Origin of the sequence: Pricia mediterranea (genome assembly GCF_032248455.1) — a bacterium.
Lineage (GTDB): Bacteria > Bacteroidota > Bacteroidia > Flavobacteriales > Flavobacteriaceae > Pricia > Pricia mediterranea.
Window position 1 is genome coordinate 2,634,236 of record NZ_JAVTTP010000001.1, and the last position, 17,026, is coordinate 2,651,261.

At 48.3% G+C, this 17,026-nt stretch carries 14 protein-coding genes; 7 read left to right on the top strand and 7 right to left on the bottom strand.

The window, feature by feature from the left end:
• The first annotated feature begins 21 nt into the window (after positions 1–21).
• Positions 22–1,062: an aldo/keto reductase gene (locus RQM65_RS10775; RefSeq protein WP_314014892.1), complete on the top strand. Its 1,041-nt coding sequence runs from the start codon at positions 22–24 to the stop codon at positions 1,060–1,062.
• 271 nt (positions 1,063–1,333) lie between these two features.
• Here the strand turns inward: RQM65_RS10775 and radA are convergent, their stop codons facing one another.
• The 7 genes from radA to panC form a co-directional block, all read right to left on the bottom strand.
• Positions 1,334–2,695 carry a DNA repair protein RadA gene (gene radA / locus RQM65_RS10780; RefSeq protein WP_314014894.1) on the bottom strand — a complete coding sequence of 454 codons (1,362 nt, stop codon included), beginning with the start codon at positions 2,693–2,695 and terminating at the stop codon, positions 1,334–1,336.
• 27 nt (positions 2,696–2,722) lie between these two features.
• Positions 2,723–2,968, bottom strand: coding sequence for a type II toxin-antitoxin system HicA family toxin (locus RQM65_RS18925; protein WP_432279863.1), 246 nt, complete (start codon positions 2,966–2,968; stop codon positions 2,723–2,725).
• Positions 2,913–3,137, bottom strand: a complete 225-nt coding sequence (locus RQM65_RS10785) for a type II toxin-antitoxin system HicB family antitoxin (RefSeq protein WP_314014896.1) — start codon at positions 3,135–3,137, stop codon at positions 2,913–2,915. Before RQM65_RS10785 ends, RQM65_RS18925 begins: the two co-directional genes overlap by 56 nt.
• A gap of 90 nt (positions 3,138–3,227) precedes the next feature.
• Positions 3,228–4,370, bottom strand: a complete 1,143-nt coding sequence (locus RQM65_RS10790; RefSeq protein ID WP_314014897.1) for an alpha/beta hydrolase — start codon at positions 4,368–4,370, stop codon at positions 3,228–3,230.
• Between the two features lie 171 nt (positions 4,371–4,541).
• A complete protein-coding gene (locus RQM65_RS10795; protein WP_314014899.1) occupies positions 4,542–5,507 on the bottom strand; it encodes a lysylphosphatidylglycerol synthase transmembrane domain-containing protein in 966 nt (321 codons plus the stop codon).
• Between the two features lie 86 nt (positions 5,508–5,593).
• Positions 5,594–5,944 (bottom strand): aspartate 1-decarboxylase, encoded by a 351-nt coding sequence (panD, locus tag RQM65_RS10800; RefSeq protein WP_314014901.1) that lies wholly within the window; start codon positions 5,942–5,944, stop codon positions 5,594–5,596.
• Positions 5,945–5,996: 52 nt separating this feature from the next.
• Positions 5,997–6,842 (bottom strand): pantoate--beta-alanine ligase, encoded by an 846-nt coding sequence (gene panC, locus RQM65_RS10805; RefSeq protein WP_314014903.1) that lies wholly within the window; start codon positions 6,840–6,842, stop codon positions 5,997–5,999.
• A gap of 93 nt (positions 6,843–6,935) precedes the next feature.
• Here panC and RQM65_RS10810 point away from each other — a divergent pair, with 93 nt between their 5' ends.
• The 6 genes from RQM65_RS10810 (at position 6,936) to RQM65_RS10835 (ending at position 16,939) form a co-directional block, all read left to right on the top strand.
• Positions 6,936–7,745 (top strand): glycogen/starch synthase, encoded by an 810-nt coding sequence (locus RQM65_RS10810; protein WP_314014904.1) that lies wholly within the window; start codon positions 6,936–6,938, stop codon positions 7,743–7,745.
• A gap of 5 nt (positions 7,746–7,750) precedes the next feature.
• On the top strand, positions 7,751–9,517 hold the full coding sequence (locus RQM65_RS10815; protein WP_314014906.1) for a DUF4270 domain-containing protein: 1,767 nt from the start codon (positions 7,751–7,753) through the stop codon (positions 9,515–9,517).
• 424 nt (positions 9,518–9,941) lie between these two features.
• Positions 9,942–11,789, top strand: a complete 1,848-nt coding sequence (gene glmS / locus RQM65_RS10820) for a glutamine--fructose-6-phosphate transaminase (isomerizing) (RefSeq protein WP_314014908.1) — start codon at positions 9,942–9,944, stop codon at positions 11,787–11,789.
• A gap of 157 nt (positions 11,790–11,946) precedes the next feature.
• On the top strand, positions 11,947–14,751 hold the full coding sequence (locus tag RQM65_RS10825; RefSeq protein ID WP_314014910.1) for a TonB-dependent receptor: 2,805 nt from the start codon (positions 11,947–11,949) through the stop codon (positions 14,749–14,751).
• Positions 14,752–15,066: 315 nt separating this feature from the next.
• Positions 15,067–16,575, top strand: coding sequence for a F0F1 ATP synthase subunit beta (gene atpD, locus RQM65_RS10830; protein WP_314014912.1), 1,509 nt, complete (start codon positions 15,067–15,069; stop codon positions 16,573–16,575).
• An 85-nt stretch (positions 16,576–16,660) separates the two neighbouring features.
• Positions 16,661–16,939 (top strand): F0F1 ATP synthase subunit delta/epsilon, encoded by a 279-nt coding sequence (locus RQM65_RS10835; protein ID WP_314014914.1) that lies wholly within the window; start codon positions 16,661–16,663, stop codon positions 16,937–16,939.
• Positions 16,940–17,026: the final 87 nt, after the last annotated feature.

A 17,026-nucleotide genomic window follows, 5' to 3' on the forward strand; every position in this document is an offset into this window, starting at 1 on the left:
CAATGATTTAACCCCCACCCCATGATCTACACCAATCTGCCCCACACCGATATCGAAGTCAGTAAGCTCTGTCTGGGTACCATGACCTGGGGCAATCAGAATAACGAAGAAGAAGGCCATCAGCAGATGGACTATGCTGTGGACCAGGGCATCAACTTCTTCGATACGGCTGAAATGTATCCTATTCCCGCACATCCCGACCGATTATCGCTTACCGAAAAGATTATCGGTACCTGGTTCAAGAAGAATTTGAACCGTGACAAGATTGTTCTTGCCTCGAAAATTGTAGGAAAAGGCGAGGCCACCAAATTTATCCGCGATACGGGGTTTACGCCCGAATCCATTAGAAATGCGGTCGATGGGAGCCTAGAGCGGCTTCAGACCGATTATATCGACCTGTATCAGCTTCACTGGCCCGAGCGCAGCACCAATTATTTCGGACAAAGAGGGTACGAGCATGATGTAACCGATCATTGGAAAGACAACATCCACGAGGTGTTGCAGACCCTTCAAGACCTCGTCTGCGAGGGTAAAATCAGGCATATCGGCACATCCAACGAAACCCCTTGGGGTACGATGCGCTATTTGATGGAGAGCAAAGTACACGCCGATTTGCCGAGAACCATCACCATTCAGAACCCCTATAATCTGCTGAACCGTCTGTTCGAAGTCGGGTTATCGGAAATCGCCATTCGGGAAAAAGTGGGACTTCTGCCGTACTCCCCCTTGGGCTTCGGTACCCTGACCGGTAAGTTTCTTGGGGGCATGCGGCCCGCAACCTCACGCATTGTGCTATACCCCCAATACGACCGGTACAGTGGTGAAAACGCAGTCCGGGCCACCGAACGCTACAACGAATTGGCGAGGAGCCATGACCTGACCCTCACCCAAATGGCCTTGGCTTTTGTAAATACGAGACCATTTGTGACAAGCAACATCATCGGGGCCACTTCCCTGCAGCAGTTGAAGGAGAATATCGCCAGTATCGAAGTGAAACTGAGCGATGAGGTCGTTCAGGGAATCGAGGAAATTCACAATGCCATTCCCAATCCATCACCTTGAGATAAGACTATGTATTTTCTAAAAATCGGCTTCGGACAACTGGTGTTGATTGTCGTGGTAATCATTATAATCATGGTTTCTGCACGGATTATGCGGGATAAGCGGTAGGAAGGGATAAGCCATTGGCCCACGCGAGCCTTTGTGACTTCGGTCGGTGCATTTTTCGGTTGGCGGGAGCAAGATGTAACGGGTTTCATGAGTCATAGCGGTTGCTAAAATCTTAATCTACAGCGTGTTTACGGCGATGTGGTAAATTCGATAGATGCTTCCCTCAGCCGAACAGCCCGCTCACAACGTCTTCGATCTTGGAGACGCGTTCGATGGCTATGCTGGGGTTTTTCAGCCCGATTTTGTTGTTTTTGGAAACATAAATGGAGGTAAAGCCCAATTTCTCTGCCTCTACGATTCGCTGGTCGATTCGCTGCACCGGACGAATTTCTCCCGCTAACCCGACTTCCGCGGCAAAACAGAGGCCTTTTTTTATGGGGATGTCCTCGTTGCTGGATAAAATAGCGGCGATCACGGCCAGGTCGATGGCGGGGTCGTCTACCGAGATACCTCCCGTAATATTCAGAAAGACATCTTTGGCGCCCAGCTTAAAGCCCGCCCGTTTTTCGAGCACCGCCAAGAGCATGTTCAGGCGTTTGGCATTGTAGCCCGTAGTGGAACGTTGGGGAGTGCCGTACACTGCGGTACTGACCAAGGCCTGTATCTCGATCATGAGCGGACGCATGCCTTCTACGGTCGAGGCGATGGCGGTACCGCTCAGCCCCTCGTCATTCTTCGAGATCAATATCTCGGAGGGATTGTTCACCTGCCGTAGTCCGCCGCCCTGCATCTCGTAGATACCCAGTTCGGCGGTCGAGCCAAAGCGGTTTTTCAAGGCCCTTAATATGCGGTACACATAATTGCGGTCTCCCTCGAACTGGAGCACCGTATCGACCATATGTTCCAGAATCTTGGGTCCGGCGATGGAACCGTCTTTGGTGATATGTCCGATCAAGATTACGGGGGTGTTCGTCTCTTTGGCGAATTTGATAAGTTCGGCCGTACATTCCCGTATTTGGGAAATGCTGCCTGCCGCCGATTCGATGTAGTCGGAATGTAGGGTCTGAATGGAGTCGATGACCACGATATCGGGTTCGGTGGCCTCGATCTGCTGAAAGATATTTTGGGTCTTGGTCTCCGTAAGGATGTAACAGGTCTCGCTGTTGGGGTGGATACGATCCGCCCGCATCTTGATCTGTTTTTGGCTTTCCTCCCCCGAAACGTACAGGGTTTTATACGGAAGTTTTAGGGCAATCTGCAGAAGCAGGGTACTTTTCCCCACGCCCGGTTCCCCGCCTAGGAGTACCAGGGCCCCGGGAACAAGTCCCCCGCCCAGCACCCGGTTAAACTCTAGGTCGAACGTGTTCAGGCGGATTTCCTTATCCGAACTGATTTCCTGTACCCGAAGCGGTTTGGCCATCCGTTTCTTCGGGCTTTTGATAGTTTTCCAATCCGATTTTTCAGGTTTCTGTACCACTTCCTCTACTACGGTATTCCACTCCTTACAGGCAGAACACTGTCCCACCCATTTGGCGTACTGCGTGCCGCAGTTCTGGCAGTAAAAGGCTGTTTTTGTTTTGGGCATTGCCTTCGTTTCGAATCTTCACAATTCCTATTTGTCGATACCTTCCTGTTTCAGGATAGCGAAAAAAGTTCCTTTTTTAATATCTTTGTTCCCATGTACGGGTACTACAACGGTTTTTTTGGTAGTCGGATTGTAATAAATTGGTGGGAGTCTTTTGCGCGTTTGCAGAGAAAACCATGCGCCTTCAAAACTTTCATCAAATGTTTCGGTGAACGGTTCACGCGGTGGCCAGGTTGATTGAATATTCGAGCGTGTTGCTGTCGTCTGGAACAGGTTCGCCGCGGTCTTTTAATTCTTCGATATAAAGTTCAATACCTCCCTTGGCCATAGCAATAGCCCCGTCAATGTCGTCACCTTGGGTAATGCAGCCTGGCAAAGCGGGAACTGTTACCGTAAAAGCCCCTTCCGATTCTTTGTGTAAATGTATTTTATAGGTGTACATCTATAACCGAATTTAGTAGGTAAAGTTAATGAATTAATGTTGCCTAGCCCACAAAACTTCTCGATTAGTCTATAAGCTATTGACCAACCTCTAATACCCAAAATCCGCCTTGAGCGCATCGATTTTCTCCAAGGCCATTTCCTTGGTCAAAAAGTCGATTTCGTTCATGGCGAAGGCTTTTTCGAAGGTCTTGAAGGCCTTTTTTGGTTCCCCGAGCTGTTCGTAGTATTCGCCTTCGAAGTAGAAGCCGAGCATCGTGTCGGGAAATTGCTTTTTGCACATATCAGACAGGGGTTTCAGCGACTCTACGTCTTCCTTTTTCCGGGTGGCGGCGTAGATGGCCATAATGTCGTTGAGCTCGACGGCCTTTTCGAAACCGAAGAGGTCTTCGATGCCTTGGTATTTGTCCTCCAAATATTGGTAGACGGGACCATCCAAGGTCAAAATATTTTCCTTGTATTCTTTCGGGCTGATCGGTTTGAACATCCTAAAGATATTGTCAAAGGCCTTTCCGATACCGTAGGTGGCGATAGAGATCTCGTCCGCCCCCTCGAATTGGGTGAAATCGTAGTGTAGGTTTTCCTTGTCCAGGGTCTGGATCGCATTGTTCATCTGTAAAATGCGCGCCGTATCGTCATCCTTTAGACTTTCCACGATAAGCTGGTAAAAGATTTGCTGGTCGAGGGCTGAGAGGCGTGCCGGCACCCGCATTTCCATCTGGGGGGCCAGGGTCGGGGAAATATTGATATAGGCGTTGAAAAGGGACCTTTCCTTGAACAACCAATAATTTTGGAAATTCGCCGTGATGTCATATCCGACTACGGTCTTGAATGGCGCGGTACTGTAGTTCGTATCGAGATAGGGAATTAGCTCGGTGCCCAAAAATTCAAAGAACTGTTTTCCTTTTTCGGTGGGAAGTCCGGTATCCGGCTCGAAGGCGCAGTCTTGATAGCGGAGTCCGTTTTTATTTTGGTCCACCCCAACGACGATACTGGCGGGCATCCCGTGGAACTTGTGATAGAACTTGGCATTGGCGACGGTTTGATCGAAAAGGTAGTCGCCATCTAGAACTACGATCACAGGATATTTTTGGTTTGCATCATAGTCCTCGGGAATATAATAGCGAACATCCCGTCGCTCCTGCAATTTGAACGATTCGAAAGTTTCTTGGGTGGTTTGTGCGCTCAGGCCGGCGCACAAGAAAAGTGCGAAAATGGAAAGATTTCGTAACATGGGCTAAGATTTGGGTGTAGGCTCCGCTAGTAGTAAATACCCTTGTTTCCGTCTCTGTTGTCAAAGGATTTCTGACAGCTAAGCCGGACCCCATTTGCCAATTGACCCCATTCGTTTCTGGAATTTGATGCTCGGGATTTGGAATTTGGTGCTTGGAATTTGGAGTTTACTTCAGCGGTTCCTGTTCAATAACGGCAGAAGCAGGAAAGATATTGCCCCGAACAGGACGACCATCAGGGTCTGTGCAATCCACATAATCCACCCGAAGGCATCGCCGGACACCTTGCTAATCCCGAAAATCGCCAGGGCCTGACTGACGGCGATAGGGTAGAGGCCAATACCACCGTTAGTGAACATCATGGCCAATGACCCGGCCACAAAGGCGACCATAAGCTGGCCAAGCGAGAGTACCATAGTTTCGGGTACTGTAAACTTAATGACCCAAAGCATCCCGATATAGCAGAGCCAAATAAACAGGGTATGGAATATAAACGCCCATTTATTTTTCATTTTGAAGATGCTTAGCACCCCGTCTAAAAGCCCTTTGACGAAGTTTTTGATTTTCCGGGCGAAATTTCGAGAGGATTTTGCGATAAAAAGGAAAAAAGCCGCCAACATCATGAGCCCGGTACCCATTAGTATCAAAATTTTGTTCAGGGGGATACCCACGTTCTCGAGAAAGCCCAGAATGATGTCGGTTTGCCACAGCAGGGTGCCCAGTATAATCAGAAAAAGCATAATGACATCGATGATCCGTTCGGTGATAATGGTACCGATCCCTTTTTCAAAAGGTACCTGCTCGTAGGTGGTCAAGGCCGTAGCCCTTAAAATTTCGCCGGTCCGGGGAATGCCCAGATTGGTCAGGTAAGCCATCAAGATGATCAAAATGTTGTTACTCAGCTGGGGGGTATAGCCGAGGGGCCGAAGCAGATAGCTCCACCGGATGGCCCGCGAAACATGACCAAGAATCCCCAAAAACATGGATGCTGCGACCCATAAGAGGTCGGCGTCCTTTATATAATAGAAGATTTGTTCTCGCTCCGCTTCAGCCGTCGAGCTGTACCAATACCAAACCAAAAAAACCCCCAAGGCAATTGGGAGTGCGGTCTTTAAGGTCTTTTTTAGGTCGTTGCCCAAGGTCTAATTCTATCGGTCATTCGCCATACGAAAGGGCTTTACGCAGAAAAACGAAGTGTAAAGCGATATGTGAACGGCGAATGTCTTTAGTTCAAAAGATTGTTCGCTTCGTTCGGAAACACCAACGAAGGGTTGAAGCTTTTCGCGGCTTCGATATCCATTCTGGCGTAGGTGATGAGAATCAAAACATCGCCGGTCGTAACTTTTCTGGCAGCGGCCCCGTTCAGGGTAATCTCACCGCTGGCACGGGGGCCGGGAATAGCGTAGGTCTCTAGCCGTTCGCCATTATTGTTGTTCACGATCTGTACTTTCTCACCGCGTATGATGTTCGCTGCATCCATCAAATCTTCGTCGATGGTGATGCTGCCGATATAGTTCAGGTCGGCACCGGTACATTTCACACGGTGTATCTTTGATTTTACGACTTCTATCTGCATGGTACAAAGGTAGGTATTTTACTGCTATACGTTGAGCGCCTAGGGCAAAGCCTTAGTTAAGTGCTATGTTGTCGATCAGTCGAACCCCATCAGCATAAACGGCGGCAAAGGCGCGATATTTAACTTCCGGCTTTTTCTTTTGGATGGGCGTCAAGGTCTCCACATCGGCTATCACAAAATACTCCAACCGCAGATCAGGATGCCCCTCAAATTGTTTTCTGGCCCAATCCATTACATTTACGGCACTTTTCGTGCCAAATTTCTTCTTGGCAGCCCGTAAAGTTTTGTAGATGAACGAAGCCTCTTGGCGTAAGGCTTCGGATAGGCGTCCGTTCCGCGAGCTCATGGCCAGGCCGTTGGCTTCCCTGACAACAGGACATCCTATTATGGTAACCGGAATATCCTTTTTAGCCACCAACTTCCTAACGATCTGTAGTTGTTGAAAATCTTTTTCCCCGAAATAGGCCTTATCGGGGGCGACCAGGTGCAAGAGGGTTTCCACGATGGTACCTACCCCATTGAAATGACCGTCCCTGAAAGCACCCTCCATTACCTTGTCCAATCCCTCGAAATCGTAAGTTTTCGATTGTACCCGATGCTCGTATATTTCATCCGCTGTAGGCGCAAATACCACGACGTCCTTGGTGATTTCCTCAAGTAAAAGAATATCTTTTTCAAACGTATCGGGATACTTGTCAAGGTCTTCGTTGTTTTCGAACTGGGTGGGGTTCACAAAGATACTGACCACTACCGTCTCGTTTTCGGCGACTGCTTGCCTTACCAGGGCCGCATGTCCTGGATGTAGGGCGCCCATTGTGGGTACCAGCCCCAGACTTGCTCGGTTTGGTGATGAAGATAGGTGTCGTTGTAGCTCTTTCTTGGTGGTTATGACAGGCATAGGTTATTTTTAAAGCGAGCAAACTTACGGCTTATCTCTATAAATTTTGTAATTTTGCAGCCAATTTAGATTCCACCCTTAAAATCATACTCCATGACTGGTAAAAAGATATTGTTCGTATCCTCGGAACTTGTGCCCTACCTTCCGCAGAACGACGTTTCCCTAATGTCTTACGAAACTCCGAGAATGGTCAATAGCAAAGGCGGCCAGATACGGATCTTTATGCCAAGGTACGGCAATATCAATGAGCGAAGGCACCAATTGCATGAAGTGATTCGCCTCTCGGGAATGAATTTGGTAGTTAATGATATGGATATGCCCCTGATTATTAAGGTGGCTTCCATTCCCAAAGAGCGCATCCAGGTCTATTTTATCGATAATGATGAGTATTTTAAGCGGAAAGGCACCTTTACGGACAAGGAAGGAAACTTGTTTCCCGATAATGACGAGCGGGCCATTTTCTTCGCCAAAGGGGTGGTCGAGACGGTAAAGAAACTGAACTGGTCGCCGGATATCATCCACGTGCACGGTTGGATGGCTTCCTTATTGCCCTTGTACCTGAAAAAATATTACGCCGACGAACCCTTGTTCGACACCAGTAAAATCGTTCTTTCCGTTTACGGAAAATCTTTCGAGGGAGAACTCGATTCTGGAATGATCGATAAGATTGCCTTTGACGGTATCTCCAAAGAGAGTATCTCCCCCTTGGAAACGCCGACGTATAATAATTTGTTAAAGATTGCCGTCGATAATTCGGATGCCGTAATTTTAGCGGCGGAAGGAATTCCCGAAGATTTGCAAGACCACATCTCCAACCTGAAAAAACCTGTGTTGCCTTATGTATCCCTACAAGAGTTTGAGGATGCCTATTCGGATTTCTATGACACTGAAGTTTTAAAATAACCTGAATGATTTTTCTGAATCGACCCAAATCCACCATACTGGCGGTACTTTCGATTATTGTCCTATTGGCCGCATGTGAAAAAGATCCGACTACCATCGGGGCCGGTATTATCGGTAAAGATCCCTTCAATAACGACAAGGCCATTTTTGACGTTTTTGCCAACAACAAGAAAATTCGGGCGGTACGTACCAATAAGCTCCCAATTTATCAATTGGGTACAATCACCCATCCCGTGTATGGAAAGACCGAGGCGACAATTACCTCTCAGGTACGCTTGGGTTCTCCCGACCCCACCTTTGGTGATTTATCCGCTGCAAATGAAGAGACCCCTGAGAACGAGACCGTTGATTCGGTTTATCTTTATATCCCCTTTTTATTCAGTCCCAATTCCGATGCCGACAATGATGGCGTGATCGATCGGTTGGACAAGGATTCCACCGACCCGAACAGTGACTTCGATGGTGACGGTTTTACCGATATCCAAGAAAAAAACCGGGGAAGCGACCCCCTTGTTGCGGACAGCAGTGAGACTGACGGCTTTGTCAGGGACCAATTTGCTGGCACGTATGAGGTGGACAGTATTTACGGGGATCGAGACAAGCCGATTACCCTGCGGTTGCAGCGCTCTACTTACTTTTTAAGGGATTTGGATCCGAACACCAATTTTCAGGAAGCACAAGAATACTACTCCAATCAGGATTTCTCAAGTTTCTTGACCGAAGAAATTGCATTGGTCGATGCCGAAATCAGCGACAAGGATATTCTATTACCTAAAAAAGATGATCCCAGCACGGAAGATGTCAACGAGGCCGAACAAGTGCAGCGACTACCACCGGGTATTCGGGTCAAGCTGGACAATGATTTTTTTCAAAGAAATATCTTGGACAAAGAGGGAGGTTCTGAATTACTGACGCAAGGGAATTTTGCCGATTTTTTACGGGGCATCCATTTTTCGTTGGAGCAATCGACCGATGCTGAGCATATGTTGCTCTTTGATTTAAGGAATGCGAACATCACTATATTCTACAGTTATACTGCCGGCGAAGAAACGAAGAGCAAGGATTTTCCCCTTAATTTTATTACTCAAGCGGCCCCGACCCAGCAGATACCTAATCCCCAGGTCTTTGGCAATGCCGTAAATAGTTTCATCAACGAAGACTACCCGACTGAGATTTTAGAAGCGATTGCCACTAAAGAAAATGCCCGACGTATTTATCTTAAGGGCGGCGCCGGAAGTTTTGCCGAAATCAAGCTATTCGATGATGGCTCCGGAAAAGAAGCCATCAAACAAATCCAGGCGAATAATTGGATTATTAACGAGGCCAATCTGGTCTTTTATATAGATCAAGAACCGGGGGTCATACAACCGCCGCGGCTCTATCTTTTCAATATGGAGACTAACGCACCCCTAATAGGTGGTAGCGATGCCCAGGCACCCCAAGGCGGAACCCATTTTGACAGCTATCCCTTTTACGGTGGGCTCTTGGAAGAAGGTGAAGGGTCGACGCTAAAATATACCATTAAGATTACCGATTATATCAATGATCTAGTCGTTCGCAACGCTGAAAATGCCACGTTGGGGCTAACAATTACCCCCAATATTGGTATTTTCAATGTAGCCGATGCCATGTTGGAAGATGGCACCCAGCCGGAACTTCCGGTGGCGGCCACCCTCAGTCCTCTAGGTACCGTGCTTTATGGAAGCAATGTGGCTGCTGCCGATCAGAATAAAAAATTGCAGCTCGAGATTTTTTATACCGAAGCCAATTAGCCAAAAAAGTTATCCCAAGCGCCCGTCAGACTGAATCCTTCGGGCTGGCAGTCGAGGGGCCAAATTCCAAAATGAAAACCTGTCCCGGGCGGCGGTCAGGCCGGATTGGCAGGCGTCCTCTTTGGGGGGCGAATCTTCCAGGCCGGTAATCCAGAGGCCAAATTTCACGTCCCGAATCCGATAACGCTTAACGTTGCGGCTTATGATCTATGAATCTGTCAAGCGTGTCCGTAAAACTTTCATGATGGGGGACGTTAACGGACAACTGCCGCATTTTAAGGATTATCTCCCAATTTCCTCAGTTTCAATATACGAGTTCCCGAATTTCTTCGTTTTATGACTAAAATGGGGATGGTTTTTACACTTTTCGCTTACATTTGAAGATGAAACAGAGCTGTATCCCTTACCCTAAAAAACTTATTGTATGTGTGGAATTGTAGGATATATCGGTCACAGAGAGGCTTATCCGATTGTTATTAAAGGGCTCCAACGCCTAGAATACAGGGGCTATGACAGTGCCGGGGTAGCACTTTACGACGGTAGCAACATCAATCTTTCCAAGACCCAGGGAAAGGTCGAGGACCTAAAAAATAAAGCGGAGAAAGAGATATCGACCAAGGGCAATCTGGGCATCGGCCATACCCGCTGGGCGACCCACGGCGTACCGAACGACGTCAACTCCCATCCGCATTATTCCAATTCCGGCGATTTGGTCATCATCCATAACGGCATCATTGAGAATTACGAGTCCATTAAACAAGAGCTGCTTAAGCGCGGCTATACGTTCGAATCGGATACCGACACCGAAGTCTTGGTCAATTTGATCGAAGAGGTCAAAACAAAGGAGAACGTAAAACTCGGAAAGGCGGTACAATTGGCGCTCAACGAAGTCGTCGGGGCGTATGCCATCGCGGTTTTCGATAAGCAGAAGCCCGATGAGATCGTTGTTGCCAAACTTGGAAGTCCCCTGGCCATAGGAGTAGGTGAAAACGAATTTTTTATCGCGTCCGATGCTTCCCCTTTTATAGAGTTCACCAATAATGCCATCTATCTTCAGGATGAGGAAATGGCCATCGTTCGCCTCGGAAAAGAGATTAAATTGCGAAAAATTAAGGATGATGCGATTACCTATCCCAACATCCTGGAACTCAAAATGAATATTGAGGAAATCGAAAAGGGCGGGTATGACCATTTTATGCTTAAGGAAATCTATGAGCAGCCAAGGGCGATATTGGATACCTATCGCGGGCGATTACGCACGGAGCAAAATCTAATAAAAATGGACGGCATCGATCAGCACCTCGACAGGTTTTTGAACGCCAATCGCATCATTATCGTGGCCTGTGGCACTTCGTGGCATGCCGGACTCGTCGCGGAATATATTTTTGAAGACTTGGCCCGTATTCCGGTAGAGGTCGAATATGCCTCGGAATTCCGATACCGGAACCCCGTGATTACCGATAAAGATGTACTGATAGCAATTTCGCAATCCGGCGAAACGGCCGATACCCTTGCCGCCATTAAATTGGCCAAGGAAAACGGGGCTTTCGTATTCGGAGTCTGCAACGTAGTCGGATCATCGATAGCTCGGGAGACCGATGCCGGGGCCTATACCCACGCCGGTCCCGAGATCGGAGTAGCTTCCACCAAGGCCTTTACCACCCAGATTACCGTGTTGACCTTGATCGCCCTGAAACTGGCCAAAGAAAAAGGTACATTTTCGGAGGAGCGCTTCCAGGAGTACCTAGCGGAAATGGAAACTATCCCGGAAAAGGTTGAAAAAGCATTGGAATCGAATCCCTTGATCGAAATCATATCCGAGGTGTACAAAGATTCTACGAACGCCCTGTATCTAGGGCGAGGATATAATTTTCCGGTTGCTCTGGAAGGGGCGCTTAAATTGAAGGAAATCAGCTATATACACGCCGAGGGCTATCCCGCTGCCGAAATGAAGCATGGTCCCATCGCCCTAATCGACGAACAGATGCCCGTTTTCGTGATTGCCACCAAGTTGGGGCATTATGAGAAGGTAGTGAGCAATATTCAGGAAATCAAATCTCGTAAAGGCAAAATCATCGCCATTGTAACCGAAGGGGACGAGCAGGTTACCGAACTTGCCGATCATGTGGTCGAGGTACCGGAGACCTTCGAAAACCTTAGTCCCTTGTTGACCACTATTCCACTTCAACTGTTGTCGTATCATATTGCGGTAATGCGCGGCTGCAATGTGGATCAGCCTAGAAATCTGGCAAAATCGGTTACGGTGGAGTAAAAAAATCTTGGTCCCCTATGATCAACTGGCCATCACAATCACGCGGTGGCCTTTTCCGCTCCATTTATTATGCATGCATAATTTTTTTCATTTTATGATTTCCGATACTAAAAATTTGTTAACTTGCCTTGACAAACCAATTTAACGTGAACTTAACATGAGAGCAGCACTGTTAATCCCCCTATTGTTGGTCGGTAATTTTCTTTTTTCGCAGACCACGGTAAACGGTAACGTCGTAGATCAAGATGAGCAGCCGGTACCTGGCGCGAATATCGTAATTGAAGGCAAAGCCATCGGTACGACCACCGATTTTGATGGAAATTTTATTTTGGAAACTTCCGAGGTTCCCCCCTTCGTATTGAAGGTCACGAGTATCGGCTATTCCGATGCTACCGAAGAGGTAACCGAAACGGGGGCTACCCTGACCATCGTTCTAAACGAGACCCAGACCTTTTTGGACGAGGTCGTCATCTCGGCTTCCCGAACCCCCGAACGTATTTTCGAATCCCCCGTGTCCGTAGAACGGTTCGGACTGAAAGAGATCAAGAGTACCTCGTCAGAATCCTTTTACAGCGGATTGCAGAATCTAAAGGGTGTAGATGTAAATACTAGCAGTCTTACCTTCCAGTCCGTCAACACTAGGGGTTTCGCCGCATTCTCGAACAACCGGTTTATGCAGTTGGTAGATGGAATGGACAACTCCGCCCCGGGCCTCAATTTTGTACTGGGGAATTTAGTGGGTATGTCCGAACTCGAGGTCCAGAGCGTCGAGATACTTCCGGGAGCCTCTTCCGCACTGTATGGTGCAGGCGCTTTTAACGGTATCCTTTTTATGACCAGTAAGGACCCATGGAACTATCAGGGCATCAGTACTTATTTAAAGGGCGGCGCCACCTCTCAAGACGCGGCGGGGACCAATGCATATTACGATTTCGGCATCCGGGTGGCACATGCATTTAGCGAAAAATTCGCGGCAAAAGCTAATTTTTCCATCTTAAAAGGGGAAGATTGGCATGCGAACAGTACCCTTGACCTCGAAAATCCAGGTCGTACCCGCAGCCATCCCGCTTACGACGGACTGAACGTGTACGGCGATGAGGTATCTACAGTACTTAATTTTGACGACATCGCGGGCCTACCTTCCGGTACCATTGGTTCGGCAACGGTTTCAAGAACGGGATATGACGAGGCATCGCTGGTCGATTATGAGGCAGAGAGCGTTAAGTTCGATGGTGCCGTGCATTACCGGCCCTTCGAAGATGATTTCGAAATGGTATATCAAGCTCGGGTAGGACGTGGAAATACAATCTACCAAGGGGCCAACCGATATAACATCCAAGATTTTATTATGCAGCAGCATAAATTGGAGATCAGAAACGATAATTTCTTTTTAAGAGGATATCTCACTGCCGAAAATTCTGGAAACTCTTACGATACCCGTTTTACCGCTATCAATGTAAACCGGCGCTGGAAAAGGGATGCACCCAATCCCGATAATCCGGCAGAGCCATCTTGGTTCGGTGACTACGCCCGTGCCTTTATCGGGGCCAAATTGGGGATTGGAACCGGCAATCAATTAGACGATGAGACCGCACACGCCCTGGCGAGGGATGCGGCCGATACGGGAAGGTTGATTCCCGGTACGCCCGCTTTCGAAAACGCATTGGCGAAGGTTACCGCCGATGGCGACCTGACCACCGGTTCCAGATTTATCGACAATACCAAAGTGCGTCATATCGATGCAAACTATAATTTTACACATCTGACGGGGGATTTTGCCGAAATACAAGTCGGGGGCTCCTTTCGGGAATACGTACTGAATTCCAACGGTACGATCTTTACCGATATCGATAAACCAATTGTTTACGGGGAATACGGAGCCTACGCGCAGCTACAGAAAAAATTGTTGGACGAACGCTTGAAGTTTACCGGATCTGTCCGTTACGATAAGAACGAATTTTTCGATGGATTTCTATCTCCTCGGGCATCGTTGGTCTATACGGTGGGAGAGCAGCGAAACCACAATATTCGGGCTTCGGTACAGCAAGGTTTTAGAAATCCGACAACTCAGGACCTGTTTATCGGCCTGAATGCCGGGCGGGCGATTTTGGTAGGTTCGGCCCCCAACAATCTGGATCGCTATACCTCTCCGGCACTTAGCCTGAGCACCGATGGGCAGGGTATTACAGGCCAGTCAACAGTGGTCATAAGCGGGAGGGAGGCCTACGAAAATGCCTTTTCGCTCAACTCGGTCGAAGCGGGAAACCCCACGGCCGTCAATACAGATTTGGTAAAGCCCGAGGAGGTCACGGCTTACGAGGTCGGGTACCGTTCCCAGATGGGAAAAATCGCTATCGATCTCAGCGGTTATTACAATAACTACGAAAACTTCATCTCGAACACCACCGTTGTGGTACCGTATTACGGAGATGCAGCCTTGACCGAAACGATTCCCGGAACCAATATCCCACTTGCGTTGGCCGCACTTGAAAATGGCGATTTTCAGCCCTTTCAGACCTATACAAACTCTTTGGCCGATATCAGTTCGTACGGGGCGACCTTGGGTGTCGACGCCAAGATTCTCGGCGACTTCGACATCGGCGGGAGCTATACCTATGCGAAACTGGATTTCGACCAGGCCGCTTTCCCTGATTTCAGAACGAATTTTAACACGCCTGAACACAAGTTCAAGGCATCTTTCGGTAATACCGAACTGTTCGATAATTTCGGGTTCAACATCAACTACCGCTGGAGCGACACCTATTTTTGGCAATCCACCTTCGGCGATGGCGATATAGCAGCCTACAGCGTGCTTGATGCCCAAATCAATTATGCGGTCCCCAGCATCAAGTCGGTGTTCAAACTGGGCGGTTCGAACATCTTGGGAGAAGAGTACTTTTCAGCAATAGGTACCGGGGCCGTTGGGGCGCTCTATTATCTTTCTTGGACTATCAATCCTTAAAAAATCCATGGTAGGACAGGCCTTTTCTATAGGCCGAGAGGATTCTGGTCCAGTTTCAGACCGGACGCAGGCTACATCTCTTTGGCCCGGCACCCAAAGTTTCCAAAGAGCGGTGGGATGGTTATTTCGTTTAAAGAAAACGAAATAACTACGTCCAGGTCTTCCGTCCATTTTTCCTCTCGCAAAAAACAAGAAAAAGTAGTTTCCAATTAAAGCCTAATAGCCTATCTTTGCGCTCTGAAAAAACAGATGGGATTTCGCCGGTTTGGGGCAATCTTATTCCGTTAAAGAACCGATCAATTAAATACTAAGGCAATGTCAAGAGTTACAGGTAAAGTTTCCCAGATCATCGGGCCGGTCGTCGATGTAGAATTCCAATCCGGCGATGAGCTTCCAAAAATTTATGATTCTTTGGAGATATCCAGGGAAGACGGTTCAAAATTGGTCTTGGAGGTACAGTCCCATACCGGTGAAAATACGGTCAGGACAATTTCAATGGATTCGTCGGACGGATTGAGCAGGGGAACCGAAGTGCTTGCGACAGGTGCACCTATACAGATGCCCGTAGGCGAGGATGTTTACGGAAGACTGTTTAACGTAATCGGGGATGCAATCGACGGTTTGGGCGATTTGCCCAAGACCGGGGATGACGGATTGCCCATTCACCGCGAAGCTCCCAAGTTCGAAGACCTGACCACATCTACTGAGGTGCTATTTACCGGGATTAAAGTAATCGACCTTATCGAGCCGTATGCTAAAGGGGGTAAAATTGGCCTCTTCGGTGGTGCCGGGGTTGGAAAGACGGTATTAATTCAGGAATTGATCAATAACATTGCCAAAGGCCACGGCGGACTTTCGGTTTTTGCCGGGGTCGGCGAACGCACCCGTGAAGGGAACGATTTGCTGCGGGAGATGCTGGAGTCCGGCATTATCAAATATGGTGACGAATTTTTGCACTCCATGGAAGAAGGCGGTTGGGACCTTTCCAAAGTGGACAAGGAAGCGATGAAAGAATCAAAGGCGACCTTTGTTTTCGGGCAGATGAACGAGCCTCCCGGGGCACGTGCCCGAGTGGCACTTTCAGGATTGACCATTGCGGAATATTTTCGTGACGGCGCGGGCGAGGGCCAAGGCAAAGACGTACTCTTCTTCGTTGACAATATATTTAGGTTTACCCAGGCCGGTTCAGAGGTGTCGGCACTCTTGGGCCGTATGCCTTCCGCGGTTGGTTACCAACCGACCCTGGCGACCGAAATGGGTGCTATGCAAGAGCGAATTACCTCGACCAAACGGGGTTCCATTACCTCGGTACAGGCGGTTTACGTACCTGCGGATGACCTTACAGATCCAGCGCCGGCAACCACTTTTGCCCACTTGGACGCTACCACCGTACTATCCCGTAAGATTGCGGAGCTCGGAATCTATCCCGCAGTGGATCCGTTGGATTCCACGTCGCGTATCCTTACCGCCGATATATTGGGTAAGGAACATTACAATTGCGCCCAACGCGTCAAAGAGCTATTGCAGCGCTACAAGGAGTTACAGGATATTATCGCCATCTTGGGAATGGAGGAACTGTCAGAAGAGGACAAATTGGCCGTAGGGCGTGCCCGTAGGGTGCAACGTTTTCTTTCCCAGCCGTTCCACGTGGCGGAACAGTTCACGGGTATCCCCGGAGTACTGGTCGATATCAAGGAAACCATCAAAGGCTTCAATATGATCATGGACGGTGAGCTCGATAATCTCCCGGAGTCGGCCTTTAACCTAAAAGGTACCATTGAAGAAGTGAAGGAAGCCGGAGAGAAGATGCTGGCGGAAGCTTAATTAGTATTAAGTAGTTAGTATTAAGTATTAAGTGCACGATTTTTTAATACTCACTACTCACTACTAAATACTCAATACTAAAAAAATGTATTTAGAGATCGTATCCCCGGAGGCGACCCTTTTCGCCGGCGAAGTGACCTCGGTGACCGTACCTGGTGTCGAGGGTGAATTTCAAATGTTGAATGACCACGCGGCCATTGTTTCCCTTTTACAGGAAGGCGATGTGAAGTTGGAGGGCAATGTTACAATTGCCGAAGCCCATGCCTCCAAATTCTCTAAGGATGCCAACGGAAAGATGGTGCTGCCTATCACCAGTGGTACGGTCGAGATGAAGGACAACAAGGCCATTGTATTGGCGGATTAATAGTCTTTCCCGGATGTGATTTTCCGACCAACAAGAACGTCTGAGTGTTATTGCTCCGCAGGCAATCCCCTCTTTTAACTACCTCTT

What these genes read in the sequence shown, in the direction of transcription:
- RQM65_RS10775 (WP_314014892.1), top strand. Translation starts at nt 22, where the DNA reads ATGATCTACACCAATCTGCCCCACACCGATATCGAAGTCAGTAAGCTC.
- radA (WP_314014894.1), bottom strand. Translation starts at nt 2,695, where the DNA reads ATGCCCAAAACAAAAACAGCCTTTTACTGCCAGAACTGCGGCACGCAG.
- RQM65_RS10785 (WP_314014896.1), bottom strand. Translation starts at nt 3,137, where the DNA reads ATGTACACCTATAAAATACATTTACACAAAGAATCGGAAGGGGCTTTT.
- RQM65_RS10790 (WP_314014897.1), bottom strand. Translation starts at nt 4,370, where the DNA reads ATGTTACGAAATCTTTCCATTTTCGCACTTTTCTTGTGCGCCGGCCTG.
- panD (WP_314014901.1), bottom strand. Translation starts at nt 5,944, where the DNA reads ATGCAGATAGAAGTCGTAAAATCAAAGATACACCGTGTGAAATGTACC.
- panC (WP_314014903.1), bottom strand. Translation starts at nt 6,842, where the DNA reads ATGCCTGTCATAACCACCAAGAAAGAGCTACAACGACACCTATCTTCA.
- RQM65_RS10810 (WP_314014904.1), top strand. Translation starts at nt 6,936, where the DNA reads ATGACTGGTAAAAAGATATTGTTCGTATCCTCGGAACTTGTGCCCTAC.
- RQM65_RS10815 (WP_314014906.1), top strand. Translation starts at nt 7,751, where the DNA reads ATGATTTTTCTGAATCGACCCAAATCCACCATACTGGCGGTACTTTCG.
- glmS (WP_314014908.1), top strand. Translation starts at nt 9,942, where the DNA reads ATGTGTGGAATTGTAGGATATATCGGTCACAGAGAGGCTTATCCGATT.
- RQM65_RS10825 (WP_314014910.1), top strand. Translation starts at nt 11,947, where the DNA reads ATGAGAGCAGCACTGTTAATCCCCCTATTGTTGGTCGGTAATTTTCTT.
- atpD (WP_314014912.1), top strand. Translation starts at nt 15,067, where the DNA reads ATGTCAAGAGTTACAGGTAAAGTTTCCCAGATCATCGGGCCGGTCGTC.
- RQM65_RS10835 (WP_314014914.1), top strand. Translation starts at nt 16,661, where the DNA reads ATGTATTTAGAGATCGTATCCCCGGAGGCGACCCTTTTCGCCGGCGAA.